This is a genomic window from Enterobacter sp. KB-280D8, from assembly GCF_041399405.1.
Classification (GTDB): domain Bacteria; phylum Pseudomonadota; class Gammaproteobacteria; order Enterobacterales; family Enterobacteriaceae; genus Enterobacter; species Enterobacter cloacae_N.
Genome location: NZ_JBGKEC010000002.1, coordinates 425,668 through 449,989, shown reverse-complemented (window position 1 = coordinate 449,989; position 24,322 = coordinate 425,668). Strand labels below are relative to the sequence as shown.

Genomic DNA, 24,322 nt, shown 5'->3' with positions numbered 1-24,322 from the left:
CATTATATTGCCGTGGCGGTGCCACCAGCAACGCTTAACCCTAACCATAGCGAAAATAGTCTCTGAGTGTAAGATGCTTGTGAATCCAGGGTTATGATTTTGTCTGCGATCGGCGCTATTTTCAGCAAGACGCGCAGAAAAAAGCCCTCCGATGGGAGGGCTGGAAATCAATGCGGAATGAAATGATACTCTGTGACGCTCACGTACTCTTCACCCGGGCGCAGCACGCAGTCCGGCTGCGGCCATTCAGGATGATTGGGGCTGTCCGGCAGGAATTCGCTCTCCAGCGCCAGCCCTTGCCAGTCGATGTACTCATCGTGTTCGCGCGCCGTGGTGCCGCCAAGATAGTTGCCTGAGTAGAACTGCAGGGCAGGGGCGGTGGTGTACACCGTCATCTGCAGCTTCTCATCCGCAGACCAGACCTGCGCGGCAGGCTGCTTCACATCACCTTTGGCGTGCAGCAGGAACGCGTGATCGTAGCCTTTCACCTTGCGCTGATCGTCATCGCTCAGGAAATCCTGGGCGATAACTTTAGCGCTGCGGAAATCAAAGCTGGTCCCGCTCACGTCTTTAAGGCCCTGATACGGAATGCCCATCTCGTCAACCGGCAGATAAGCGTCCGCCAGGATCTGCAGCTTGTGGTTACGTACGTCGCACTGGTTGCCGTCCAGATTGAAGTAGGCATGGTTAGTCAGGTTGACCGGACATGGCTTATCGACCGTCGCACGGTATTCAATGGCGATTCGGTTGTCGTCGGTCAGCGTGAAGCGCGCGGACGCGATAAGATTCCCCGGGAAGCCCTGATCGCCATCAAGCGAATCCAGTGAGAACAGCACTTCCCCGTCGTTTTGACGAACAATCTTCCAGCGGCGTTTGTCAAAGCCGTCCGGCCCGCCGTGCAGCTGGTTCTCACCCTGGCTTGGAAGCAGGGCGTACTGGACGCCGTCGAGCTCAAAGCGGCTCTTCGCGATACGGTTGGCATAGCGCCCTACGGACGCGCCCAGATAGGCGGATTGATTGACATACTGCTCAGGCGAGGCGCAGCCGAGCAGGGTTTCGCGCACGCTGCCGTCCGGCATTGGTACGCGGGCTGATAGCAGGGTCGCACCCCAGTCCATAAGCGTAACCACCATCCCCGCGCTGTTGCGCAGGGTTAACAGGCGATACGGCAGACCATCCGGTGCGAGGGTAGGTGTTTCGTTTAGCACTGTCCGGCTCCTTGTGATGCTTTACATACATAGAACGTTTCTTTGATGCCCGTTTGCGCTTCGTACTGCTTCGCCACGGCGTCCTGGACGGCAGGGACCAGCTCTTCCGGAACCAGCGCGACGATGCAGCCGCCAAAACCGCCGCCCGTCATGCGTACGCCGCCTTTGTCGCCAATGACCGCTTTCACAATGTCCACCAGGGTGTCGATCTGCGGCACGGTGATTTCAAAATCATCGCGCATGGAGGCGTGAGATTCTGCCATCAGTTCACCCATGCGTTTCAGGTCACCTTTCGCCAGTGCGGACGCGGCTTCAACGGTACGGGCGTTCTCCGTCAGCACGTGACGAACGCGCCTGGCGACAACCGGATCCAGTTCGTGCGCCACTTTGTTAAATTCATTGAGCGTCACGTCGCGCAGGGCAGGCTGCTGGAAGAAGCGCGCACCGGTTTCGCACTGTTCGCGGCGGGTGTTGTATTCGCTGCCCACCAGCGTGCGTTTAAAGTTGCTGTTGATAATCACGACGGCCGCGCCTTTTGGCAGCGGAACGGCTTTGGTGCCCAGCGAGCGGCAGTCGATCAGCAGCGCGTGCTCTTTTTTGCCCAGCGCAGAGATCAGCTGGTCCATAATGCCGCAGTTGCAGCCCACGAACTGGTTTTCCGCTTCCTGGCCGTTCAGCGCAATTTGCGCGCCGTCCAGCGGCAGATGATACAGCTGCTGGAAGACGGTTCCCACGGCCACTTCGAGCGAGGCCGACGAACTTAAGCCCGCACCCTGAGGCACGTTGCCGCTGATGACTAAATCGGCACCGCCGAAGTTCTTGTTGCGCTTCTGCAGATGCTTCACCACGCCGCGTACGTAGTTAGACCACTGCTGGCTGTCGTGCGTCACAATCGGGGCATCGAGGGAAAACTCGTCCGTCTCATTACCGTAATCTGCCGCAATGACGCGGACTTTGCGGTCGTCGCGCTTCGCACAGCTGATGACCGTCTGGTAATCGATGGCGCACGGCAGCACGAAGCCGTCGTTATAGTCGGTGTGTTCACCGATCAGGTTAACGCGGCCGGGCGCCTGGATAACGTGGGTGGCAGGGTAGCCAAATTTCTCAGCAAACAGGGATTGTGTTTTATCTTTCAGACTCATTTTTTAGACTCCTGATTCGCGATAGTGGACGTCGCTAACGGCGCGCAGGCGTTCTGCCGCCTGTTCCGCCGTCAGGTCACGCTGGGTTTCCGCCAGCATTTCATAGCCCACCATAAATTTACGCACCGTCGCAGAGCGCAGCAGCGGCGGGTAGAAATGGGCGTGCAACTGCCAGTGCTGATTCTCTTCCCCGTTAAACGGTGCGCCGTGCCAGCCCATGGAGTACGGGAAGGAGCACTGGAACAGGTTGTCGTAACGGCTTGTCAGTTTTTTCAGCGCCAGCGCCAGGTCGTCGCGCTGCGCGTCGCTGAGATCGGTAATGCGCTGAACGTGCGCTTTCGGCAGCAGCAGCGTTTCAAACGGCCAGGCGGCCCAGTAGGGCACGACGGCCAGCCAGTGCTCGGTTTCCACCACGGTACGGCTGCCGTCGGCCAGCTCACGCTGAGTGTAGTCCACCAGCATGGGTGAGCCGTTTTCTGCGAAATAGGCTTTCTGCAGACGATCTTCACGCTCGGCTTCGTTGGGCAGGAAGCTGTTCGCCCAGATCTGGCCGTGTGGATGCGGGTTAGAGCAGCCCATCGCCGCGCCTTTGTTTTCGAACACCTGCACCCACGGATAGCTCTGCCCCAGCTCAGCGGTTTGCGCCTGCCAGGTGCTGACCACCTCTTTCAGCGCGTCCACGCTCAGCTCTGGCAGCGTTTTGCTGTGATCGGGCGAGAAGCAGATCACGCGGCTGGTACCGCGCGCGCTTTCGCAGCGCATCAGCGGGTCGTGGCTTGCGGGGGCGTCCGGCGTGTCGGTCATCAGGGCGGCAAAATCGTTGGTGAAGACGAAGGTGCCCTTGTAGTCCGGGTTTTTATCCCCGGTGACGCGCGTATTGCCCGGACACAGGAAGCAGTCCGGGTCATGCTGTGGCAGCGTCTGTTTTGCAGGCGTCTCCTGCGCCCCCTGCCAGGGGCGCTTGGCGCGATGCGGGGAAACCAAAATCCATTGCCCGCTTAACGGGTTAAAACGACGATGCGGATGATCGACGGGATTAAACGAAGTCATGACGGATCCTTAGTCCGGATAGCCTTGCGGGTGGCGTGACTGCCAGTGCCAGGTATCCTGTGCCATTTCATCAAGCGTGCGGGTGACACGCCAGTTAAGCTCTTTATCGGCTTTGGTGGCATCGGCCCAGTAAGCAGGCAGGTCGCCATCACGACGCGGAGCGAAGTGGTAGTTCACCGGCTTACCGCAGGCTTTGCTGAAGGCGTTAACCACGTCCAGCACGCTGCTTCCGACCCCGGCGCCGAGGTTATAAATATGCACGCCCGGTTTGTCAGCCAGCTGCTGCATGGCGGCAGCATGGCCGTCTGCCAGATCCATCACGTGGATATAGTCGCGCACGCCGGTGCCGTCTTCGGTGGGATAGTCATTACCAAAAATGGCCAGCGACTCGCGACGGCCTACCGCCACCTGGGCGATGTACGGCATTAAGTTGTTCGGAATACCCTGCGGATCTTCACCCATATCGCCGGACGGATGGGCACCGACCGGGTTGAAGTAGCGCAGCAATGCGATGCTCCACTCTGGCTGCGCTTTTTGCAGGTCGGTCAGGATCTGCTCCACCATCAGCTTGCTTTTGCCGTACGGGCTTTGCGGCGTACCGGTCGGGAAGCTTTCCACGTAAGGGATTTTGGGCTGATCGCCGTAGACGGTGGCGGAGGAGCTAAAGATAAAGTTTTTGACGTTCGCCGCGCGCATGGCGGAGATCAGACGCAGGGTACCGTTGACGTTGTTGTCGTAATACTCAAGCGGTTTCGCAACGGATTCACCAACTGCTTTCAGGCCCGCGAAGTGGATCACCGCTTCGATGGCGTGGTCGTGAAGGATCTCGGTCATCAGCGCTTCGTTGCGGATGTCGCCTTCTACGAAAGTTGGCTGTTTACCGCCAAGACGTTCAATTACCGGCAGCACGCTGCGCTTACTATTGCACAGGTTGTCGAGGATGATCACATCGTGACCATTTTGCAGCAGCTGCACACAGGTATGACTTCCGATGTAACCGCTACCACCTGTTACCAGAACTCGCATAATTCGCTCCATTGGGCTTATGGTATGTAATAACCATAGCATAACAGAGACGCGAAAAGTGTGACATGGGATAAAATAGTGGAATCGTTTACACTCGTTTTCACACTCGCTTTTTCGATGAGTCAGAGCATTCTAGATCAAAGAGATAGCGATGTATTGATGCAAGTTATCTGAAAAGAGGAGGGCGGTGCCCTCCACGGTTAATCGACGCTGCTGAGAAGGTAGCGATAACCCTCGCCGTCCGTGACAAACTCCAGGCGGTGGGTGATGCAGGAAGGGGCATCTTCGGCATGGTGTGAAACGAACAGCAGCTGCGTTTCACCTTCGCTAATCAGCACGTCCACAAAGCGGCGGATCAGCTGCCGGTTGAGCGGATCCAGCCCCTGCAGCGGTTCGTCGAGGATCAGAAGAGTAGGGTGTTTTACCAGCGCGCGAACGATCAGTGCCAGGCGCTGCTGCCCCCACGACAGGCTATGAAACGGCGCGTCAGCGACCCGGCTGTCCATGCCCAGAATATCCAGCCACTGCTGGGCCAGCTTGCGCTGTTTGTCCGACACCGCCTGATAAATGCCGATGGAATCAAAATAGCCGGAAAGGATCACGTTGCGTACCGTGGTACTGACCCGGTAATCAAGATGCAGGCTGCTGCTGACGTAGCCGATGTGCTTTTTGATATCCCAGATGGTTTCGCCGCTGCCGCGACGCCGCCCGAAAAGCGTCAGATCGTTGCTATAGCCCTGCGGGTGATCGCCGACGATCAGGCTCAGCAGCGTTGATTTTCCCGCGCCGTTAGGGCCGATAATCTGCCAGTGCTCGCCAGGATTGACTGTCCAGCTGAGGTGGTTAAGGATCGGACGGTCATCATAGGAAACCACCCCGTCGCGCAGAACGATAAGCGGCTGCCGGGGATCGAGACCGTGGCGAGCTGCCGGCGCGTCGGGCTCCGGCAGCGCAATTCCCGCCAGCTTTTCGCTGTGCGCAAGCTGGGCAATGAGCGCCTGCTTGAGCAGCGCAGATTTTTCCCCGGTTTCGATCAGGCTGCAGTCTGCCAGCACGCCCGCGTTCTGCACGAAATCAGGAATTTCATCAAAGCGGTTCAGCACCAGTACGATCGTATAACCTTCCTGATTCAGAGAGCCCAGCAGGGCGGCAAGCTGGCCGCGGGAGTGAACATCCAGCCCGTCAAAGGGCTCATCCAGAATCAGCAGCTCCGGCTGGCCCATGAGCGCCTGACACAGAAGCGTTTTCCGCGTCTCGCCGGTAGAGAGGTATTTAAACCGCCGGTTCAGCAAAGCGGAGATGCCAAATTGTTCCGCCAGACGCTGGCAGCGAGCGGGATCTTTCACCTCATCCTGAATAATCTCCGCCGCCGTGCGGCCGGTGTCTTCTTCACCAGGACTGAGTAAATCGGTGTTATTGCGCTGCCACTCGTCGCTTACCAGCTTTTGCAGCTGTTCAAAGGACAGGCGCGTCACGCGTTTGAAATGGCTCTGGTATTCGCCTTTGAGAAGGGGAAGCTCTCCGGCCAGCGCGCGGGCCAGCGCGGATTTACCGCTGCCGTTGGTGCCGACAAACGCCCAGCTTTCACCCGCGCGTATTGTCAGATCGGCAATCGTCAGCGTTCGGGTATCGCTAAGACGAAACGTACCTTGCGAAATATGCAATGATGACATGATGTATCCCATTTTTTGCAGCAACTGCTGTCAGGGATACGCACTGTCGGCACGATTGTCAATGCACTCAGCACAATGTGGCGATAATCACCCGGTCTGCGTTGAAATATGCGGTGACGATAGCACCTTCTTCTAAACCGTCCGCCTCGCTGAGCGGGACCGTCGCGCAAAGGGTTTGTCCGTCTGCCAGGGGCATCAGCACCTCGCACTGCTCTTTGCCGCTTTCGATATGGCTGATGGCGCCGCGCAGCTGGTTATCTGCGGCCTTTGCCTTGTCCGGGTCACGCGTGATGTTGACCCAGGGCGCTTTAAGCAACACCAGCACCTCTTTACCTTCGTCCAGATCGAGGCGCTCTGCGCTCTGCGCCGTTATCGCCGCTTTCAGACGGGTGACGCCATCGGCAAGCAGGATCTCAATATGCTGCTGTACCTGGAGATTATCGCGCGCCGTCACCGTACCAAACCACTGGTTGCGGGCGCTGGTCTGTAACGAGAAGCGGGAAATGGCGGCCAGCAAGCTGTCCAGCGGAACGTTATCGTCGTCACTCAATACATCGAACGCTTTTTGCTGGATTTGTCCCAGGAGATCGTAGAGCTGAATCAGACGCTGGCCGTAACGTGTGACGACAGCCCCGCCACCGCCTTTGCCCCCTGTGGCTCTGTCCACCAGCGGTTGTTCGCTCAGGGTGTTCATTTCATTGATGGCATCCCAGGCGCTTTTATAGCTAATCCCGGCATTCCTGGCTCCCTGGCTAATTGAGCCGGTCTGTTCTATCTGTTTAAGCAGGGCAATACGCCGGGGGTCGGCGAAAAGCTTTTGCTGAAGTCGGAGAGTAAGAAGAATTTCGGCCTGCATAACAGTGTCCTGGCAAAAAGAATATTGTGACCCAAATGGTGCAGGGCGCAAAGGGCACCGCACAAAAGGGGATGTTTTTCTTACTTTTCAGGGTAGAATAGCCCATTCACAAAATCTGGAGAAAACCATGTTAGAGTTGTTGAAAAGTCTGGTATTCGCCGTGATCATGGTACCAGTAGTGATGGCCATCATCCTCGGTGCCATCTACGGCCTGGGTGAAGTGTTCAACGTCTTTTCGAATATCGGTCACAGAGACCGTGCGAAAAAGCAGCATTAATTTCCCACAAAACGCCCGGCTTGCCCGGGCGTTTTGCTCTCAAGATTTTTTCAATTTCGCCGATATTATTAAAATATCCGTCCGCCTTACCCCTTGAGCGGTACGATTTACCGCTGGGATCTCCCTGAAGATATCGTTATATTAATTTGTATATAACGCTATTCACAGGAGTTACAGATGGCACGTTCATGGGTACGCCTTTTCGCAGGGGCAACGCTGACGCTTTCACTTACCGGACACGCGCTGGCGGACGAGGGTAAAATCACGGTCTTTGCGGCGGCGTCGCTGACCAACGCGCTGCAGGATATCGCGGCGGCGTATAAAAAAGAGAAAAACGTCGAGGTGGTCTCCTCTTTTGCCTCTTCTTCGACGCTGGCGCGCCAGATAGAAGCGGGCGCACCGGCGGATCTGTTCATCTCGGCTGACCAGAAGTGGATGGATTACGCGGCGGAGAAGAGAGCGATTGATGCAACAACCCGCGAAACGCTGCTGGGGAATAGCCTGGTTGTCGTGGCACCAAAAGCCAGCGCGCAGGCGGACATCACCATCAATAAAGAGACCAACTGGATAAATCTGCTGAACGGTGGGCGTCTGGCAGTGGGCGATCCGGAGCACGTTCCGGCCGGGATCTATGCCAAAGAAGCGCTGCAAACGCTGGGTGCATGGGAGGCATTGTCGCCGAAGCTGGCTTCGGCGGAAGACGTGCGCGGCGCGCTGGCGCTGGTGGAACGCAACGAAGCTCCGCTGGGCATTGTGTATGGCTCCGATGCCGTTGCCAGCAAAGGCGTGAAAGTGGTGGCAACATTCCCGGAAGATTCCCACAAGAAAGTGGAATATCCTGTCGCGATTGTTGATGGACATAAAAATGCGACCGTAACGGCCTTCCGCGATTATCTGAAGGGGCCGGAGGCGTCCGCAATCTTTAAACGTTATGGATTTACGACTCACTGATGATACTGACCGATCCTGAATGGCAGGCTGTTTTGCTGAGCCTTAAAGTCTCTTCCCTGGCGGTTGCGCTGAGTTTGCCCTTTGGGATCTTCTTTGCCTGGTTACTGGTTCGCTGTCGGTTTCCCGGCAAAGCGCTACTCGACAGTGTACTTCATCTCCCCCTGGTTTTACCGCCTGTGGTGGTCGGTTACCTGCTGCTGATTTCGATGGGGCGACGCGGTTTTATCGGCGAAAGGCTCTACGACTGGTTCGGACTCACATTCGCTTTTAGCTGGCGCGGTGCGGTGCTGGCGGCGGCGGTGATGTCATTCCCGCTGATGGTGAGGGCAATCCGCCTCGCGCTGGAAGGCGTGGACATGAAGCTCGAACAGGCGGCCCGCACGCTGGGCGCCGGACGCTGGCGCGTCTTTTTCACTATCACGCTCCCGCTTACGCTGCCGGGCATTATTGTCGGGACGGTGCTGGCCTTCGCCCGATCGCTGGGCGAGTTCGGCGCGACCATCACTTTTGTGTCGAACATTCCCGGTGAGACGCGAACCATTCCGTCGGCCATGTACACCCTGATTCAGACGCCGGGGGGAGAGAGTGCCGCAGCGCGGCTGTGCATCATCTCAATCGTACTAGCCCTGGTTTCGCTGCTGGTTTCTGAATGGCTGGCGCGGCTGAGCCGCGAGCGGATGGGGAAATAACGATGCTGGAACTGAATTTCACCCAGACGCTGGGAAACCATACCCTGACGCTTAACGAGACGCTGCCTGCAAGCGGCATCACTGCCGTCTTCGGCGTGTCGGGAGCGGGAAAAACGTCTCTGATTAACGCCATCAGCGGCCTGACGCGCCCGCAGTCAGGACGTATTGTCCTGAATAACCGCGTCCTGAATGACGTGGAGAACAAAGTTTACCTCTCACCGGACAAGCGCCGCATCGGCTACGTTTTCCAGGACGCGCGCTTGTTCCCGCACTACAGCGTGCGCGGCAACCTGCGCTACGGCATGGCGAAAAGCATGGCCGGGCAGTTTGACAAGCTGGTCACGCTTTTAGGCATTGAGCCTCTGCTCGACAGGCTGCCGTCCTCACTCTCCGGCGGAGAAAAACAGCGGGTGGCCATTGGCCGCGCGTTGCTGACCGCCCCCGAACTGCTGCTGCTCGACGAGCCGCTGGCCTCGCTCGATATACCGCGCAAGCGCGAACTTCTGCCTTATCTGCAGCGACTGACGCGTGAAATTAATATTCCGATGCTCTACGTCAGCCATTCGCTGGATGAGATCCTTCATCTGGCCGACAAAGTGCTCGTGCTGGAAGAGGGCAGCGTGAAGGCCTTCGGCAACCTGGAAGAGGTGTGGGGCAGCAGCGTGATGCACCCCTGGTTACCGAGAGAGCAGCAGAGCAGCATCCTGAAGGTCAGCGTTCTGGAACACCATCCGCACTACGCGATGACCGCGCTGGCGCTGGGTGACCAGCATCTGTGGGTCAATAAGATCGATAAACCGTTACAGTCCGCGCTGCGAATTCGCATCCAGGCGTCGGACGTCTCGCTGGTGCTGCAGCCGCCGCTGCAAACCAGTATTCGCAATATTCTGCGCGCCAAAGTGGCGGAGTGTTTTGATGATAACGGGCAGGTGGAGGTGAAGCTTGAAGTCGGCAGCAGGACGCTCTGGGCGCGCATCAGCCCGTGGGCCAGGGATGAGTTAGCAATCAAGCCCGGCCTGTGGCTTTACGCGCAAATTAAGAGCGTCTCAATCACCGCCTGATTACAGCAGGTGGGTATAAATGTACTGCGCGATGCTGTCGGTGGTGTTGTCGCCAATCACCACGTTGGCGCGCGCTTTCACCGCGTCGTCGGCATTGCCCATCGCCACGCCCGTACCGGCGGCTTCCAGCATGCTGATGTCGTTGTAGTTATCGCCGAAGGCGATCACGTCCTGCATCGACCCGCCTTTTGATTCCACATACTGCGTCAGGCGCTTGCCTTTGCTGTTACCCTTGCGGGCAATATCCACCTGGTCATGCCAGGACCATTCGCACTCCAGCCCCAGCGTTTCCTCGACGTGCTTCGCGAAGGTATTCAGTTTGGTGGTGTCTTCATCCGTCAGGGCGAATTTCCAGATAGCCTCAACACCCCGGGCCGCCTGGCGCAGGGAGGAAACCTGGGTAAAGACCGGGCGCTGCGCTTCAGGCAGGGACAATGCCCAGTTGCTGGTGCGCACCACGTGGCCGGTTGGGCGCTCGTACATATTTTTTATCAGTACTGAATGAGAGCACTATAAAAGTTATTGATGCTGAATTTAACCATAATGCAACGCTTACACAAATTTGTTCTAAACAATGATTTTTTTCAAGGAAAAGAATAGATGAAAAGAACATTGTCAGTACTATTGTCGATAATTCCATTAACCACAATAGCGGCTACTATTCCCGATGGGAAACCAGAAAAGCCCTTTGTTATTGGTAATGAAGTTATTTGTCTGAAAGAAATCCAGAAGGATACTATAGGGCTACGGTTACAAATCAACTGTGTGGATTCGGGATTAGACGTGCGTGTAGCTGATCTTGATAACAACTGGTTACAGGAACGCGGCGGCATGTGCCAGCCAGCGTACATGGTACTTGATCGTTCTCAATAACTACCAGCACAGGCATAAGGTCGCGAAAGCGGCCTTTTTTAATGGCAATTAAATGATATCTCAGTACTTCCTGTTTTATGTATTTGTGGCAAAAACGTGAGGTCAATAGCTCAACCTCTGTACAAAACCGTAATGTTAATGTGAGAATTAGAGTCAAAAAAAACAACACGAGTACAGGACGTTATGACCAAAAAGATTTATTTTTATGCACCTGGTACAAACGATTACATCAGCCCAACTTTACTTTTCTCAGTTGCCCGGATGACGGTAAATGATGGCGGGGTTCAGTGGTTAGAGACTCAGTGGGTTGGCGGTGGCAATGTTCAGGGGATGGCTCTTTACACTTCGATTCTTGATGCGGCAATTGCTGCTGAAGTACTGAATCAGGCAGAAACCCCGTCGGAATGGAAGATTTACCCATTCTCTGATCTGAACATTACAGAGATGATGATCAACACGAAAGCCCATAAATCACATTACGGCATGATGCTTGTGTTTGGGTTCTCAATCGACGATTTCAGAAACCTTATACTTCAATCTGATCTATACCGAACTCTGCAATTCCCTGAATCATTCCCTATCGGTGACGGCTTAGATCCCATCACAAACAAGGTAATCCTGAAATTCGATGAATCCCTGTTTGAGGGGATGAATGGTTACTGGCATGAAGAGTTTCTCAGCTACTGTGAATCAATGGAGATCCTGAACTCTCAACCTCTCGACTTCATAAAAGAACATGCCCGGAATGCTGTATCAACGGCACTTGTCACCGCAACACCGATGATCAGCCCGACAACGCAATACTGTGTATCCACCTATTCCATCAAAAAGCAAATGTGGATCGTATCTTCTCTGGCAGTGAATGGTTCCAAACCTGCTAACAAACTTCATTAAGGATGATTCTATGGCTACTGGTCATTTTTTGAGGATTGGCGACAAAACAACGTGCGGCGGTAGTATTCTTTCAGGGTCCCCAAATCACAGCTTTGGAGGGATTGCGACCGCGAGAAATGGCGATTCAGTCTCTTGTGGTAAAGATGGCAAGGTATACCATATCGCAGGTGGTATACCCACTTACTCGATTCATGGAGTTGCCGCAGCAGGTACCTTGCATAGCCGCAGTACATGCCCCTGTAACGCAAGTTTCATTTCGTCATTCCCAAATGCTTCCTATTGGGTTGAGGAGAAGAAAGCGGTTAAGGCTGTCCCTGTAGTTACTGCCGCCCCTTTAGCTGCTCCACCACCAACAAAAGCGGAAGAACCCGTACAGCACGCCCAGACAGCTAAAAAACCACATAAGGAAGAAACTAAACGTGAACCAGTAGATGCTGGCTTCTGTGTACTTCCTTTCGGTGCTGAAACTGGTGCTTATGAGCGATACTTATTCGAAGGTAGTTCACCAGCAGGTACAAAAGAGCTTTACCGTTCACTGAATGGGGAAGGTAAGGAATATAAAGCGGGTTCTATTATGCTTCTTGTTGATCCTGAAAAGCAGGATGATGAACAGATAGCACATATGCAGTCTGCAAAACAACGTATTGATACAGCATTAGAACCGCTTACACATCAAGAAGCTAACTTCTTACACAATCACTATGGCACAATAGCTAACTTTAGCAACATCGCTGATAAAGGCATTGGCCTTGCTGCTGATCCTGTCGGAAAGTACTTCGAGAATATAGAGAAGATCCTGAAAGAAATTCAGGAAACGTACAAAAATACTTACATGACAAGAGGGGCCTTGATTGGTGAACAGTTCTATGTGAGACGTACACAATTGTTTAAAGAGCTTGAAAGAGAACTAAAAGTAGGTTTCCTAAACAAGGCTATGAAATTTGGCGAGTACACAAAAATAAAAAATGCTCTTGGCTTGTCAACAAGTTCAATTACTCATAAATGGAATGAGACAGGAATAAGTGATATTGATGGCTATGCTACGCATATAAAACGAGCGGCAAAATATGTAGCAGCTATGAGATATGTTGGCTATGTAGGGATCGGCTTTAGTGCCCTTCATTCTATTAATGAAATTAATGAGGCTTGTTCTGTTGGTCGCGAAGATGAATGTACCAAAAAGAAATACACTGAAATAGGTAGTTTTGCAGGTAGCACTGGTGGCGGTATTCTTGCAGGTGGTATGGCTGTTCCACTTTGTATAGCCATTGGCGTTGGTACGGCTGGGACAGGTGGATTAGTTTGTGCTGTTATCGCTGGAGGGACTTTAGGTTATGTTGGTGGGGAAGCTGGCGGCTGGGGGGGCGAAAAGGTAGGAAACACCCTTTATAATGTTATAGAAGGTTCAAAATGAATTCATTGGATCTAATCATAATATGTTTAGCTGCAATATTTGTAACTTCACTGGCGTTTTATCTTATCTATGGGAAATTTACGGAATGTAAATTCGATCTTATCGCGGCTAAGTTTAAACAAAAATTTGGATATACACCATTTTCCATGACTGTTGGTAAAGGTGGAGGCTTTTTCTTTTGGGGATATAAAGAATCCTATCTTATTAGTGCTCTTATATTTCCTAAGTTTCCAGCGACAAAAAAGACACTGACGGAAGAAGAAGTTTCATTCTTTAAAAGTCTAAAAGCCAGTGAAATATCTTGGTTCTATATCAAATATATTGCATTGGTTATCGGATTGTTAAGTTTCATTTGTTTGTTGATTGTACTTAAAGTAAAGCCTGATTAATGTACTGCCAGATAGAACTTAGTCCTTTGTGGCATAACTGATAACTAGCTGATTTGTCATGTAAAATATACATTCTTTAGTTTTCTGAGAAAAGCCGCGAAAGCGGCTTTACTTGTATGTGAATACGAAACCCGCTTAGGTACTGGTGTAAGTATCCCGCATAATCGTGCCATTCATATTTAGAGATCATCCGGCATAATCACTCTGCCAACGAAGGAGATCGCTATGCGTAAAGCCCGTTTTACTGAGCATCAGATCATCGCTGCGATTAAGTCGGTTGAAGCCGGACGAACCGTTAAAGATGTCTGCCGGGAGGCCGGTATCTCTGAAGCCACCTACTACAACTGGAAGTCCAGATACGGTGGCATGGAAGCTTCTGATATTAAAAAAATCAAGGATCTTGAGGACGAGAACCGCCGTCTAAAACAGATGTTTGCCGACCTTAGCCTGGAGAACCGGGCGCTGAAAGACGTTATCGAAAAAAAGCTTTAAAACCAGCCTTTAAGCGTGAGCTGGTCACTCATCTGATAACGACGTTCGGACTCAGTATTCGTCAGACCTGCCGGAGTCTTCATCTGAGCAGAGCGGTTTACCATTACCGCCCGGATACCACACGTGATGAGCCCGTTATTGCCGCATTGCAGGCGGTGGCTGAACGATACCCGCGATATGGTTTTCCGAAGCTTTACCAGGTTTTGCGACGGCAGGGATATCCGTGAAATCACAAAAGGCTCCACCGTATTTATTGTCTGCTGAAGCTGAATTTTCGCCGTAAGGGCAAACAACGGCTGCCGGTACGCAATCCCTCACCACTGGCCACGCCGGAAGCGCTGAACCAGAGCTGGTCTGTCGATTTTATGCATGATGCGCTGGCCTGTGGCCGTCGTTTTCGCACATTCAATGTCGTTGATGACTTTAACCGTGAGGCGTTGTCGATTGAAATCGATCTGAATCTGCCAGCTTTGCGGGTGGTTCGAGTGCTCGACAGGATCGCGGCAAACCGTGGCTATCCGGTCATGCTGCGCATGGATAATGGTCCGGAATTTATCTCTCTGGCGCTGGCTGAATGGGCTGAGAGGCACGCAGTAAAACTGGAGTTTATCCAGCCGGGTAAGCCGACGCAGAATGCTTTCATCGAGCGTTTTAACAGGACATATCGTACAGAAATACTCGATTTTTATCTGTTCAGAACGCTGAATGAAGTGCGGGAAATCACGGAGAAATGGTTATCAGAATATAACTGTGAACGCCCGCATGAATCACTGAACAATATGACACCGGAGGAATATCGACAGCACTATTATTTGGCCGGGATCTCAAAAAATGCCTGGAACTAAAACGGGTCTATTTACAATATAGCGGAAGGGGGTAGGGAAAGGATTCTGACAGTTTAGTACTGTCAGAATCCTTTCGATATCTATCAGAAGATTGAGCAAAAACCGGATCACACTCGATGAAAGTAGTAAATGTTTCACATGTTGACAAAGTTTAGACTGAGTATTCACATTTATCATTTTATGTAATTACGTTATTGTGCTAGGGTGCTGGCTTAAGGTGGTACAGTACTTCCCATCGTTCAACTTGGTGAAATATGGAAAGTACTTTTAGTATTAATTGGTAGTAGCTGATATTTCCTATTGTTGAACGTTAAAAATCAGGTCTATAGCGTGAGATATAGTTAATGGTTGTTGACCAAAACCGCTACGAAATATTGTTTGATCATCTTCTCTTAACGCCTTTGCGTAACCTTCGCGAGTAAGATACTCAGTATTCAGTGCTAACAAGATATGATAGTTGTCTTCTTCCGGTAGTTCAGTAACACCTAGTGCCTCCATGACATGATTTTTGGTTATTGTCCTCTCTTTGATTTTTACGAGTAAACTTTCATCTTTAAGTTTTAGGAATACAGCAATAGCAACTCCAATTTGATACTCCCATTTTAATCCATTATCAAAGCTTGTATTACAAAGAAGTAATAGGCTATAGCATCTTTCGGCATCTCTTAGACTAAAGTTATTGATTCTTAGCAGATAAGATAACACATCCAGTGAAGGTTTAAGATCAATGTTTCTGCTTAATATTTTTTTATTAATATAATTGACGTATTTTGAAAGTGTGTATGATTTCATCCCAGCATTATCATCTTTTGGTAGTGAAACCCATAAATGAATAAATTTATTTAGATACATGCTGGCATCTATGGAACCATATGTTTTTTGTATTACCTTGATAAATTGTTCTTTATCGGTAGAGAGGATGAAGTAAATGTTTTTTGTATTAAAAACATGTTTTATCCTCTCAAGTAACTCAAGAGAGTAATTAGGTCTTGCACGATCTAGTTCATCTATAATAAATATTAACTTTTTTTCAGCGGCAATATCAGAAAGTGTGCTGCGGAAGTGTTCAAGTGTGTTATTCTCTTTATCAAGTTGCGTTATTTTTTCTTCTATATATTTTTCTAACGGGTCATTGATTGCAGAGCTAATATCATCTCCAATATTTTCGAATTCGGAACCTTTCACAGTTCCTAATGTTAGTGCACTGATACCTATTTTAAGAGATGTTTTTAATAATACCGATGCCACTTTTTTGGTGGCGGAGAGATATTTTTCTTTTAAGTTTTCATTGTCTATTTTAGCATATATATGCGATGCTATAGCTATGAAAGGGTCCGATTGAAAATCATTTTGAAATGCATCAAAGTAAACAACATTGAATTTTCCATCTTTGATGATTTCTGCTTCCCACATTTTCAGGAAGGTCGTTTTCCCATTTCCCCATTTTTCATTTAAGGCTATAACAAGGTTTTCATCATCGCTATTTGCAATGATATTTTCAAGTTGAGTGCTGAATTTTTTTTCTGTTAAATATATCATTCTCGGTGGTAAATCCTTCGCTACAGTTTATTTCAGGTACAGTAAGTCGCATATAATTCTCCATAATAAATACCCTTCCAGAAAGGTATTAGTAGATTACTATGAACAAAACCTGTTGATATTACTTTTTTTATTATTACCAATCCCATTTAACTGTAGTATCTAGCCCACGCAAATTGGTATGTTCAGTTCGAGTAGCCTTGAGTACTGTTTCACCGGTTTCAATTGAAATGATATCGTATTCTTCGATTTCAGTTTGGCCCATTGTTCCTTTAGTACGGAAATTAGTTCTTATGTATTTGAATTTATCATGAGGATAGTTTTTTTCAAACTGTGTTTCTGTCATTTGACTACTCCCTAAAGTGGGTTCGCAACATTAATATATAAACAACTTCCGAGAGCCTGTACAGAACTGTACAGGCTTTTCTACTTATGCAGGTACTTGTTCAAAGTACTGATTAAGTACCTCAGCAATGCTAGATTCAGTATTAGTACCAATCACAACATTTGCACATGCTTTAACCTCGTCAGAGGCATTACCCATTGCTACACCTAATCCCGCACTTTGTAGCATACTCACATCATTAAAGTTATCGCCAAAAGCGATCACATCCTTCATTGATAAACACTGTGACTCAACCCACTGCGTAAGGCGTTTACCTTTACTATTGCCTGTTTGGGCGATATCAACTTGATCATGCCATGACCATTCACAGGTAAGGCCGATCTCCCTCTCAACCACTTGAGTAAATTTTTTCAACTTATCGATATCACTATCAGTTAGGGCGAACTTCCAGATCTTATCTACGTCACGAGCAGCAGCCCCTAAAGAATCAACGAGTTTGAACACCGGGCGTTGATGTTCAGGTAACGTTCTAGCCCATGTTTCAGTACGTGTAATATGTCCAGTTACTTCACTGTAAAACATTGCATCGTCTGCGTACATTAAGCCATGAACATTATGAGTATCTAGCAGTTTTACAAGTTGCGTAGCCTGATCTGGAAGTAGAGGATCAGAGGTAAGTACTCGTTTTCCTATGTAATCGTAAAGCAATGCCCCGTTACAGCATATAGCGGGTGTATCTAGCTCTAACGCCTGATAGAAAGGATGGATTGCTACATGATGTCGTCCGGTCACGATTACTACCTTTGCACCAGATTTACGGGCATTCTGAAGGGCCAGTATGGATTCAGGGAGTATTTTTTTTTGTGGGGTAAGTAGCGTGCCGTCGAGATCAAGGGCAATAACTTTAAAGGTCATTTCATGTACACATATGAAGTTGATAGATAAAACGATAGTACACCTTATGGGCGATAGGTCAAAAAAGCAGAATGGCAGGTAAAGACTGTGTAAAGTAGTGGGCCAGTCTGCGATTCTAGACGCTCTAAAAGCATCATATGGCGATTTTACATAACAGATTGTAGAAGAGGACTTGATCCGCAACGCCCTAGAGCGGCTTCTATGAGGTTGTGCAAGGTGAATTTGATGAAAGGATTTGTTTAGTTAAATCAATTGGCTGTGTGTTTTGGGTGTTTTTTTGTACAATGCTGCCACTATTCAAATAAGTACCATTACAACAAATTGCAGGTGTATCTAATGCCAGTGCCTGATAAAAAGGATGAATGGCAACGTGATGTCGACCCGTTACGATAAGGAGTTGATATCCTACTTCCTGCGCGCGTTTAAGCGCTTCAAGGGAGGAGGGGAGCAGGGTTTTCTGAGGGGTAAGTAATGTTCCGTCTAAATCCAGTGCAATCACACGCGAGGTCATTTGTTCTTCCGGGTTAATGTTGAATTTTAGGTCTCAGGGGATGTTACACCGAGAGTAAATCGCTGCAAAATTCCTGGCTAAAATTCAGCATTCACCATTAAAAATAATCACTTTCACGTGCAGTGAGGAAAGGAGTATTCATGAAACAAACCGTTTATACCGCCAGTCCTGAAAGTCAGCAGATCCACGTCTGGCGCTTGAATGCAGAAGGTTCGCTCACGCTGGTTCAGGTTGTTGATGTGCCGGGCCAGGTGCAACCGATGGTCATCAGCCCGGATAAACGTTTCTTGTACGTGGGTGTGCGCCCGGAGTTTCGCGTGCTGGCCTACCGTATCTCTCCTGACGACGGCGCGCTGACCTACACCGCTGAAGCGCCCTTGCCGGGCAGCCCAACCCACATCTCGACCGATCGTAAAGGCAACTTCGTTTTCAGCGGCTCCTATAATGCGGGCTGCGTCAGCGTGACGCGACTTGAAGATGGTATTCCGACGGATACCGTGGATGTGGTGGAAGGGCTGGAAGGCTGTCACTCGGCGAATATCTCTCCGGACAACCGCACGCTGTGGGTGCCTGCGCTGAAGCAGGATCGTATCTGCCTGTTCACCCTGAGCGACGATGGTCACCTGGTGGCGCAGAATCCGGCTGAGGTCACCACCGTTGAGGGCGCAGGTCCTCGCCATATGGTCTTCCACCCGAACCAGCAATATGCCTACGTCGTCAATGAACTGAACAGCTCTGTGGACGTATGGGAACTGAAAGATCCAAACGGTCAGATTGAGTGCGTGCAGACGCTGGATATGATGCCGTCTGACTTCTCCGATACCCGCTGGGCGGCGGATATTCACATCACGCCGGATGGCCGCCACCTTTACGCCTGCGACCGTACCTCCAGCCTGATTACCGTGTTTAGCGTCTCTGAAGACGGCAGCGTGCTGGCGATTGAAGGTTTCCAGCCAACGGAAACCCAGCCGCGCGGCTTTAATATCGATCACAGCGGTAAATACCTGATTGCGGCGGGGCAGAAATCCCACCACATCGCGCTGTATGAAATCAAAGGCGAGCAGGGGCTGCTGGAAGAGAAAGGACGGTACGCCGTCGGCCAGGGGCCAATGTGGGTAGTGGTAAACGCTCACTAAGCCGCTAAAAACAAAAAACCTCGCGAATGCGAGGTTTTTTATGCCCGGTGGTTGCCGGGTGAGCACATCAAAACGTAACCAACACGTCCATCATAATATTGGCTTAAGGTGATGTAAATTCATCATCAACGAAAAAAAGAGATTATGAGACGATGGTGGATATTAATATTCAGTATAAACAGTTACTTATTTGTTTTCTCTTTATAAATTCCTAAACTCCATTTAACTGTTTTTATGTACAGTAATGGTCTGATATCATTCTGTTCGTTGGTTTGATGTGTTGCAGTTCCGCAATTCAGGATCCGTTTCAAGTCCTGGCTGTCGGGTGGTGCCGACAGTGCCTAAACTGCGGAGCACGTCAAAACATAACCAACACACCTCTGGTGACAGGCAGCGGAAAGGTAAATCAGAGGAGAAGTGCTCTATACCAAAGGAGTGGCGTATGAGCGGTGTGGAATGGGCAATTCTGTTCCTGCAACTCATGGTTGCGATTATGCAACTATTGGATGCGTATCTTAAGTTTGGTGCCTGACGAATCCAGTCGCAGTAAAAAGGGGGATTAACATCCCCCTTTTACTCTTATCTTACTGCTTCGGCTCAGCGACCACGTTACTGCCCAGACCGCGGTTGTTGTATTCCCACATGCGGTTGAAGTTCGCGTCGTTCAGGTTGCGCTGCACGTTCCCTTTATCATCCACTGTACCGGTATTGCCGGAGAACGGACGTTTGGAGACAGCGGCATCAGCCCACGGCTTCGCCACGTTAAAGCCTTCGTTGATCACGCTGTCGCGGATAACGACCTGGCCGTTAGTGGCAGAGTCCACGTCCAGAGAGCGGCCCAGCTGCGCCACGCCGTCACCGGCCGCGTTGAAGCGGCTGTTCACGGCCAGGAAGCCGTAGAACAGGTTAGACTGAGTTGCTGGCGCAAACACGTAGCCTTCCTGCTGGGTACGGGAATTCACCACGCGGAAATCGGTGTTATCAAACACTACCGCGCCGCGACCGGACACCAGATCCACGTCACCTTCAACGTAGCTGTTGGTCACCAGCGTACGGGTCAGGCGGTTATTCTGCAGGGTGTTCTGCACGCCGCTGTTGGTCACGAAGAAGGTGTTCTGACGACCCAGAATGTTGACGTTGTTAATCTGCACCTTATCGCCATCGCTACGCAGCGCAACGGCCTGGTGGTTACCGGCATCTACGCTGTCGCCCAGGGTATTCTGGATGGTCAGGTTCTGCAGCTGCAGGCCGTTATTTTGAGACCAGAATACCGCCGAGCACATCATGCCAACGGTGGCGGAACGCTTGCTCTGGCAGTTATCAAACATATACCACGCCGGTTTGCCCGGCATATATTTGCCGGCCGGGTTCACCAGGTGACGCCAGGTGTTGTTGTCAATTTCGGAATCAATCGCCAGGCCAATTTTTACGTCGAGCGCTTTTTCGCCCAGACCGTAAATCGTAATGCTGCCCGGGGCCGCCGGAACATACACGGTGCCTTCATATTCACCCGGCAGGATCGCGATGTACTGGCGAGACGCGCTGTGTTTAGTAATGGCCGCGTCAACCGCAGCCTGAATGGAGGTGTGCGTGACGCCCTGCGCACCCGCCGGGCCAACCACGAAGTCAGGCTGTTTTGGCAGGTTAATTGAAGACGGTGTCCACGGCGCGGCGTTAGGATCCATTGCCGAGAAGTAGTGGGCACGGTCGAAGTTCTTCGCTTCATCTGCGGACAAAATCGGGCGGGAAGCGGTACCGGGCGCTACCTGCTCAGAAGGTCGCTGATCCGGTGGTGTTGAACTGCATGCGGATAATGTCACGCCAAAGGCGAGCGCTAACGCCAGACGGGAAATCCTGGAAATGTTCAAGGTGAAGCTCCTGGGTATGCAAGTCTTTACGGGATAGACGAAATAGCCTGCTTTTTTATACTAAGTTGAGCGAAACGGGAAGATAAAAAGGGTAAAAGTTGCATTTTTTGCCATGAGGTGACGGGAAAGTCATCACAAATAAATAACATTTTCCCTCAAGGCGGTTGACAGCAGACGACGGATGCAAATAAATGTCTATACAACCCATGACAAGTGGAATGCCCATGCAGCTTCATCCTGACGATGTAATATGGCGAAATGCGCGACTGGCAACAATGGTTCCCGACACATCCGCGCCCTATGGCCTGAAAGAGCAGCACGCCCTGGTCGTGCGCGGTCAAACTATCCTTGCCGTGATCCCTGAATCTGACATTCCTGCCGGACACCGTCACGTCGTCGATCTTGAGGGACGTCTGGTCACGCCAGGCCTGATTGACTGCCATACCCACCTGGTGTTCGGCGGTGACCGCGCGGCGGAGTGGGAGCAGCGTCTGAACGGCGTCTCTTATCAAACCATCAGCGCCCAAGGGGGCGGGATTAACGCCACCGTGACGGCAACGCGCGGCAGTTCACCGGAAACCCTGCTGACACTGGCGCAGCAACGGCTCCAGCGTCTGATGAATGAAGGTGTGACGACCGTTGAAATCAAATCGGGATACGGACTCAACGCCGAGGCCGAAGAGAAGATGCTGCAGGTTGCCCGCCAGCTGAGCCTCAATAATCCGATCGATATCAGCGCAACGCTGCTGGCCGCACACGCCGTACCAGCGGAATACCGGCAGGATCCGGATGCGTACCTCACGCTGGTCTGTGAGCAGATCCTGCCCACGCTGTGGCAAAAAGAGTTATATGAAGCAGTAGACGTGTTTTGTGAAAACGTCGGCTTTACCCCGTCGCAAACCGAGCGCCTCTTCCAGGCCGCGACCGCGCTCGGAATCCCGGTGAAGGGACATGTTGAACAGCTGTCGAATCAGGGCGGCGCGGCGCTGGTGAGCCAATATAACGGGCTGTCGGCCGATCATATCGAATATCTCGATGACGCAGGCGTTCAGGCGATGGCGGAAAGCGGCACGGTTGCGGTATTGCTTCCCGGCGCGTTCTATTTTCTTCAGGAGCGCCAGCGTCCGCCGGTTGAACAGCTCAGAAAACAGGGGGTCCCGATGGCCGTCGCCACCGACTATAACCCCGGCACCAGCCCGTTTGCCAGCCTGCACCTGGCGATGAATATGGCCTGCGTCCAGTTTGGCCTCACACCGGAAGAGGCCTGGGCTGGCGTCACGCGGCATGCGGCGCAGGCGCTGGGGCGCGGTGCTACCCACGGGCAGCTGCGGGCGGGGTTTGTCGCTGATTTTATCGTCTGGGATGCTCGCCACCCGGTGGAGATGGTCTACGAGCCGGGGCGTAACCCGCTTTATCAACGCGTTTTCCGTGGGGAGGCAGTATGAAGTTATGGCGGCCCGTAGCCGAAACCGTCTGGCAGGGGCGCGACGACAGCGCCGAGGCCAGCAATGCAACGCGCATTTTCCAGACGATACACCATCAGGCGCAGTTTACGCCGCTTTCATCCGGCATCGCGCTGATAGGCTTTGAATGTGATGCAGGGGTTAAACGCAATCAGGGCAGGCCCGGCGCCGTGCAGGCTCCTGATATCCTGCGCAAAGCGCTGGCAAATATGGCAAGCCATCAGGGGCACGAACGGCTGGCGGATATGGGCTCGGTGTACGTTGAAGGCGATGAGCTGGAAGCGGCACAGCAGGCGTTAAGCGATGCCGTCACGGCCTGCCAGCAGTCCGGGATGCGCACGCTGGTGTTTGGCGGCGGGCACGAAACCGCCTGGGCGCACGGTCGGGGGATTCTGGATGCGTTCCCTGGAGAGCGTGTGACGGTGATAAATCTGGATGCGCATCTTGACCTGCGCAAGGCCGACCGGGCGACGTCCGGTACGCCGTTTCGTCAGTTGGCTAACTACTGCGATGAACGCGGGCGCGAGTTTCGCTACGCCTGCTTTGGCGTCAGCCGCGCGGCGAACACCCAGGCACTGTGGGATGAGGCCGAACGCCTGAACGTCACGCTGGTGGAAGATCTCCATTTCAGGCGCGAGGCCCTACCGGCGCTGGAAAAGGTGCTGGCGCAGGCCGATCGCGTCTACCTGACGATCGATCTGGACGTTTTGCCCGCAAGCGAAATGCCTGCCGTTTCCGCCCCGGCCGCGTTAGGAGTCCCGGCGCTGGATCTGCTGCCGGTTATCGCACAAATCTGCCGCAGCGGTAAGCTGCAGGCCGCCGATCTGGTAGAGTTTAACCCGCAGTACGATCGGGACGGACAGGGCGCAAAGCTCGCCGCCCGTCTGGCCTGGCAAATTGCTCACTGGTGGGCATAACACTATTTAAGGAGTCATGATGTTTTCACGCTCGCCCCTGCCGCAGCCGAGCCCTCCCGCGCCTTTCTATGAAAAGGTGAAGCAGGCGATCAGCGAAAAAATCGCAACCGGCGTCTGGCGCCCGCACGACCGCATTCCGTCGGAGGCCGAGCTGGTGGCCCAGTTCGGTTTTAGCCGGATGACCATCAACCGGGCGCTGAGAGAGCTGACCGACGAAGGGCTTCTGGTGCGCCTGCAGGGGGTTGGCACCTTCGTGGCGGAACCCAAAGGGCAATCTGCCCTGTTTGAAATCCGCAGCATCGCGGACGAAATTGCCGCGCGTAATCATCATCACCGGTGCGAAGTGCTGGTGCTGGAAGAGACCCAGGCCAGCGTCGAGCAGGCCGCAGAGCTGAACGTCAAAGAGGGCAGCCGCATCTTCCACTCCGTGATGGTGCATTTTGAAAACGACATTCCGGTGCAGATTGAAGATCGCTGCGTCAACGCAGAGCGGATACCGGACTATCTCAACCAGGATTACACCCAAACTACGCCACATGCCTATCTCTCGCTCGTCGCTCCGCTGACGGAAGGGGAGCACATTGTGGAGGCCGTGCGCGCCACGCCGCAGGAGTGCGAACGGCTGCGCATTAAAGAGCATGATCCGTGCCTGCTGATCCGCCGTCGTACCTGGTCGTCATCGCACATCGTGTCGCATGCCCGGCTGCTCTTCCCGGGTAACCGTTACCGGCTACAGGGCCACTTTATGTCATAAGTTTTATAAGCGTGATCGCTAACGCAATATAAC

Annotated in this window: 24 protein-coding genes and 2 pseudogenes; 14 read left to right on the top strand and 12 right to left on the bottom strand. The window is 52.1% G+C overall.

Annotated features, from left to right (window positions below; all coding sequences use genetic code 11):
- Window positions 1-167 precede the first annotated feature (167 nt).
- From galM to modE, 6 genes are all read right to left on the bottom strand, one after another.
- Complete coding sequence (gene galM / locus AB8818_RS07605) at window positions 168-1,208, bottom strand: galactose-1-epimerase (protein WP_192983930.1); 1,041 nt, start codon at window positions 1,206-1,208, stop codon at window positions 168-170.
- Window positions 1,202-2,350 carry a galactokinase gene (gene galK, locus AB8818_RS07600; RefSeq protein ID WP_116343346.1) on the bottom strand — a complete coding sequence of 383 codons (1,149 nt, stop codon included), beginning with the start codon at window positions 2,348-2,350 and terminating at the stop codon, window positions 1,202-1,204. The genes galM and galK overlap by 7 nt, the downstream gene beginning before the upstream one ends.
- Before the next feature lie 3 nt (window positions 2,351-2,353).
- The gene (gene galT / locus AB8818_RS07595; RefSeq protein ID WP_163330754.1) at window positions 2,354-3,400 is read right to left on the bottom strand and encodes a galactose-1-phosphate uridylyltransferase; all 1,047 of its coding nucleotides are present in this window, start codon (window positions 3,398-3,400) and stop codon (window positions 2,354-2,356) included.
- A gap of 9 nt (window positions 3,401-3,409) precedes the next feature.
- A complete protein-coding gene (gene galE, locus AB8818_RS07590; protein ID WP_192983927.1) occupies window positions 3,410-4,426 on the bottom strand; it encodes a UDP-glucose 4-epimerase GalE in 1,017 nt (338 codons plus the stop codon).
- 200 nt (window positions 4,427-4,626) lie between these two features.
- Window positions 4,627-6,099, bottom strand: a complete 1,473-nt coding sequence (gene modF / locus AB8818_RS07585; protein WP_192983925.1) for a molybdate ABC transporter ATP-binding protein ModF — start codon at window positions 6,097-6,099, stop codon at window positions 4,627-4,629.
- A gap of 67 nt (window positions 6,100-6,166) precedes the next feature.
- Entirely contained in the window at window positions 6,167-6,955 is a 789-nt protein-coding gene (modE, locus tag AB8818_RS07580) for a molybdenum-dependent transcriptional regulator (protein WP_192983923.1), read from the bottom strand.
- A 127-nt stretch (window positions 6,956-7,082) separates the two neighbouring features.
- On the opposite strand from modE, the gene AB8818_RS07575 reads away from it, so the two are divergent.
- From AB8818_RS07575 to modC, 4 genes are all read left to right on the top strand, one after another.
- Window positions 7,083-7,232: an AcrZ family multidrug efflux pump-associated protein gene (locus tag AB8818_RS07575; RefSeq protein WP_013097516.1), complete on the top strand. Its 150-nt coding sequence runs from the start codon at window positions 7,083-7,085 to the stop codon at window positions 7,230-7,232.
- 177 nt (window positions 7,233-7,409) lie between these two features.
- Complete coding sequence (gene modA, locus AB8818_RS07570; protein ID WP_192983920.1) at window positions 7,410-8,183, top strand: molybdate ABC transporter substrate-binding protein; 774 nt, start codon at window positions 7,410-7,412, stop codon at window positions 8,181-8,183.
- Complete coding sequence (gene modB / locus AB8818_RS07565; RefSeq protein ID WP_116343351.1) at window positions 8,183-8,872, top strand: molybdate ABC transporter permease subunit; 690 nt, start codon at window positions 8,183-8,185, stop codon at window positions 8,870-8,872. The genes modA and modB overlap by 1 nt, the downstream gene beginning before the upstream one ends.
- A 2-nt stretch (window positions 8,873-8,874) precedes the next feature.
- Window positions 8,875-9,933, top strand: coding sequence for a molybdenum ABC transporter ATP-binding protein ModC (gene modC, locus AB8818_RS07560; protein WP_116343352.1), 1,059 nt, complete (start codon window positions 8,875-8,877; stop codon window positions 9,931-9,933).
- Here the strand turns inward: modC and AB8818_RS07555 are convergent.
- Window positions 9,934-10,416 (bottom strand): annotated as a pseudogene (locus AB8818_RS07555) (pyridoxal phosphatase); the annotation flags it as partial.
- 117 nt (window positions 10,417-10,533) lie between these two features.
- On the opposite strand from AB8818_RS07555, the gene AB8818_RS07550 reads away from it, so the two are divergent.
- The 5 genes and pseudogenes from AB8818_RS07550 to AB8818_RS07530 all read left to right on the top strand — a co-directional run bounded on the left by AB8818_RS07550 (window position 10,534) and on the right by AB8818_RS07530 (window position 14,840).
- Window positions 10,534-10,806 (top strand): hypothetical protein, encoded by a 273-nt coding sequence (locus AB8818_RS07550; protein ID WP_166710479.1) that lies wholly within the window; start codon window positions 10,534-10,536, stop codon window positions 10,804-10,806.
- A 183-nt stretch (window positions 10,807-10,989) separates the two neighbouring features.
- The gene (locus AB8818_RS07545) at window positions 10,990-11,700 is read left to right on the top strand and encodes a hypothetical protein (protein ID WP_192983918.1); all 711 of its coding nucleotides are present in this window, start codon (window positions 10,990-10,992) and stop codon (window positions 11,698-11,700) included.
- Between the two features lie 10 nt (window positions 11,701-11,710).
- Window positions 11,711-13,114 carry a PAAR domain-containing protein gene (locus tag AB8818_RS07540; RefSeq protein WP_166710481.1) on the top strand — a complete coding sequence of 468 codons (1,404 nt, stop codon included), beginning with the start codon at window positions 11,711-11,713 and terminating at the stop codon, window positions 13,112-13,114.
- Window positions 13,111-13,503, top strand: a complete 393-nt coding sequence (locus AB8818_RS07535) for a hypothetical protein (protein ID WP_243865729.1) — start codon at window positions 13,111-13,113, stop codon at window positions 13,501-13,503. Before AB8818_RS07540 ends, AB8818_RS07535 begins: the two co-directional genes overlap by 4 nt.
- 225 nt (window positions 13,504-13,728) lie before the next feature.
- Window positions 13,729-14,840 (top strand): annotated as a pseudogene (locus AB8818_RS07530) (IS3 family transposase).
- 297 nt (window positions 14,841-15,137) lie between these two features.
- Here the strand turns inward: AB8818_RS07530 and AB8818_RS07525 are convergent.
- From AB8818_RS07525 to AB8818_RS07510, 4 genes are all read right to left on the bottom strand, one after another.
- Window positions 15,138-16,379, bottom strand: a complete 1,242-nt coding sequence (locus AB8818_RS07525) for a P-loop NTPase fold protein (protein WP_316387301.1) — start codon at window positions 16,377-16,379, stop codon at window positions 15,138-15,140.
- A 136-nt stretch (window positions 16,380-16,515) separates the two neighbouring features.
- Complete coding sequence (locus AB8818_RS07520) at window positions 16,516-16,725, bottom strand: hypothetical protein (protein ID WP_166710485.1); 210 nt, start codon at window positions 16,723-16,725, stop codon at window positions 16,516-16,518.
- Window positions 16,726-16,809: 84 nt separating this feature from the next.
- Entirely contained in the window at window positions 16,810-17,640 is an 831-nt protein-coding gene (locus AB8818_RS07515) for a pyridoxal phosphatase (protein ID WP_166710487.1), read from the bottom strand.
- A 199-nt stretch (window positions 17,641-17,839) separates the two neighbouring features.
- Window positions 17,840-18,151 (bottom strand): HAD-IIB family hydrolase, encoded by a 312-nt coding sequence (locus AB8818_RS07510; RefSeq protein ID WP_226857749.1) that lies wholly within the window; start codon window positions 18,149-18,151, stop codon window positions 17,840-17,842.
- A 140-nt stretch (window positions 18,152-18,291) separates the two neighbouring features.
- On the opposite strand from AB8818_RS07510, the gene pgl reads away from it, so the two are divergent.
- Both pgl and tisB read left to right on the top strand, forming a co-directional pair.
- The gene (gene pgl, locus AB8818_RS07505) at window positions 18,292-19,287 is read left to right on the top strand and encodes a 6-phosphogluconolactonase (protein WP_116343354.1); all 996 of its coding nucleotides are present in this window, start codon (window positions 18,292-18,294) and stop codon (window positions 19,285-19,287) included.
- 442 nt (window positions 19,288-19,729) lie between these two features.
- Window positions 19,730-19,819 (top strand): type I toxin-antitoxin system toxin TisB, encoded by a 90-nt coding sequence (tisB, locus tag AB8818_RS07500; RefSeq protein ID WP_023332440.1) that lies wholly within the window; start codon window positions 19,730-19,732, stop codon window positions 19,817-19,819.
- Window positions 19,820-19,871: 52 nt separating this feature from the next.
- Here tisB and AB8818_RS07495 read toward each other — a convergent pair whose 3' ends face one another.
- Window positions 19,872-21,155, bottom strand: coding sequence for a putative acyl-CoA thioester hydrolase (locus tag AB8818_RS07495; RefSeq protein WP_192982858.1), 1,284 nt, complete (start codon window positions 21,153-21,155; stop codon window positions 19,872-19,874).
- 224 nt (window positions 21,156-21,379) lie between these two features.
- Between AB8818_RS07495 and hutI the strand changes: the two genes are divergently transcribed.
- Genes hutI through AB8818_RS07480 form a run of 3 tightly spaced genes read left to right on the top strand, consistent with a single transcriptional unit; the run spans window position 21,380 to window position 24,289 of the window.
- Complete coding sequence (gene hutI / locus AB8818_RS07490) at window positions 21,380-22,600, top strand: imidazolonepropionase (protein ID WP_116343356.1); 1,221 nt, start codon at window positions 21,380-21,382, stop codon at window positions 22,598-22,600.
- Window positions 22,597-23,535, top strand: coding sequence for a formimidoylglutamase (gene hutG / locus AB8818_RS07485; RefSeq protein ID WP_192982863.1), 939 nt, complete (start codon window positions 22,597-22,599; stop codon window positions 23,533-23,535). Before hutI ends, hutG begins: the two co-directional genes overlap by 4 nt.
- Before the next feature lie 19 nt (window positions 23,536-23,554).
- Window positions 23,555-24,289, top strand: a complete 735-nt coding sequence (locus AB8818_RS07480; RefSeq protein ID WP_192983087.1) for a histidine utilization repressor — start codon at window positions 23,555-23,557, stop codon at window positions 24,287-24,289.
- The last annotated feature ends 33 nt before the right edge of the window (window positions 24,290-24,322 follow it).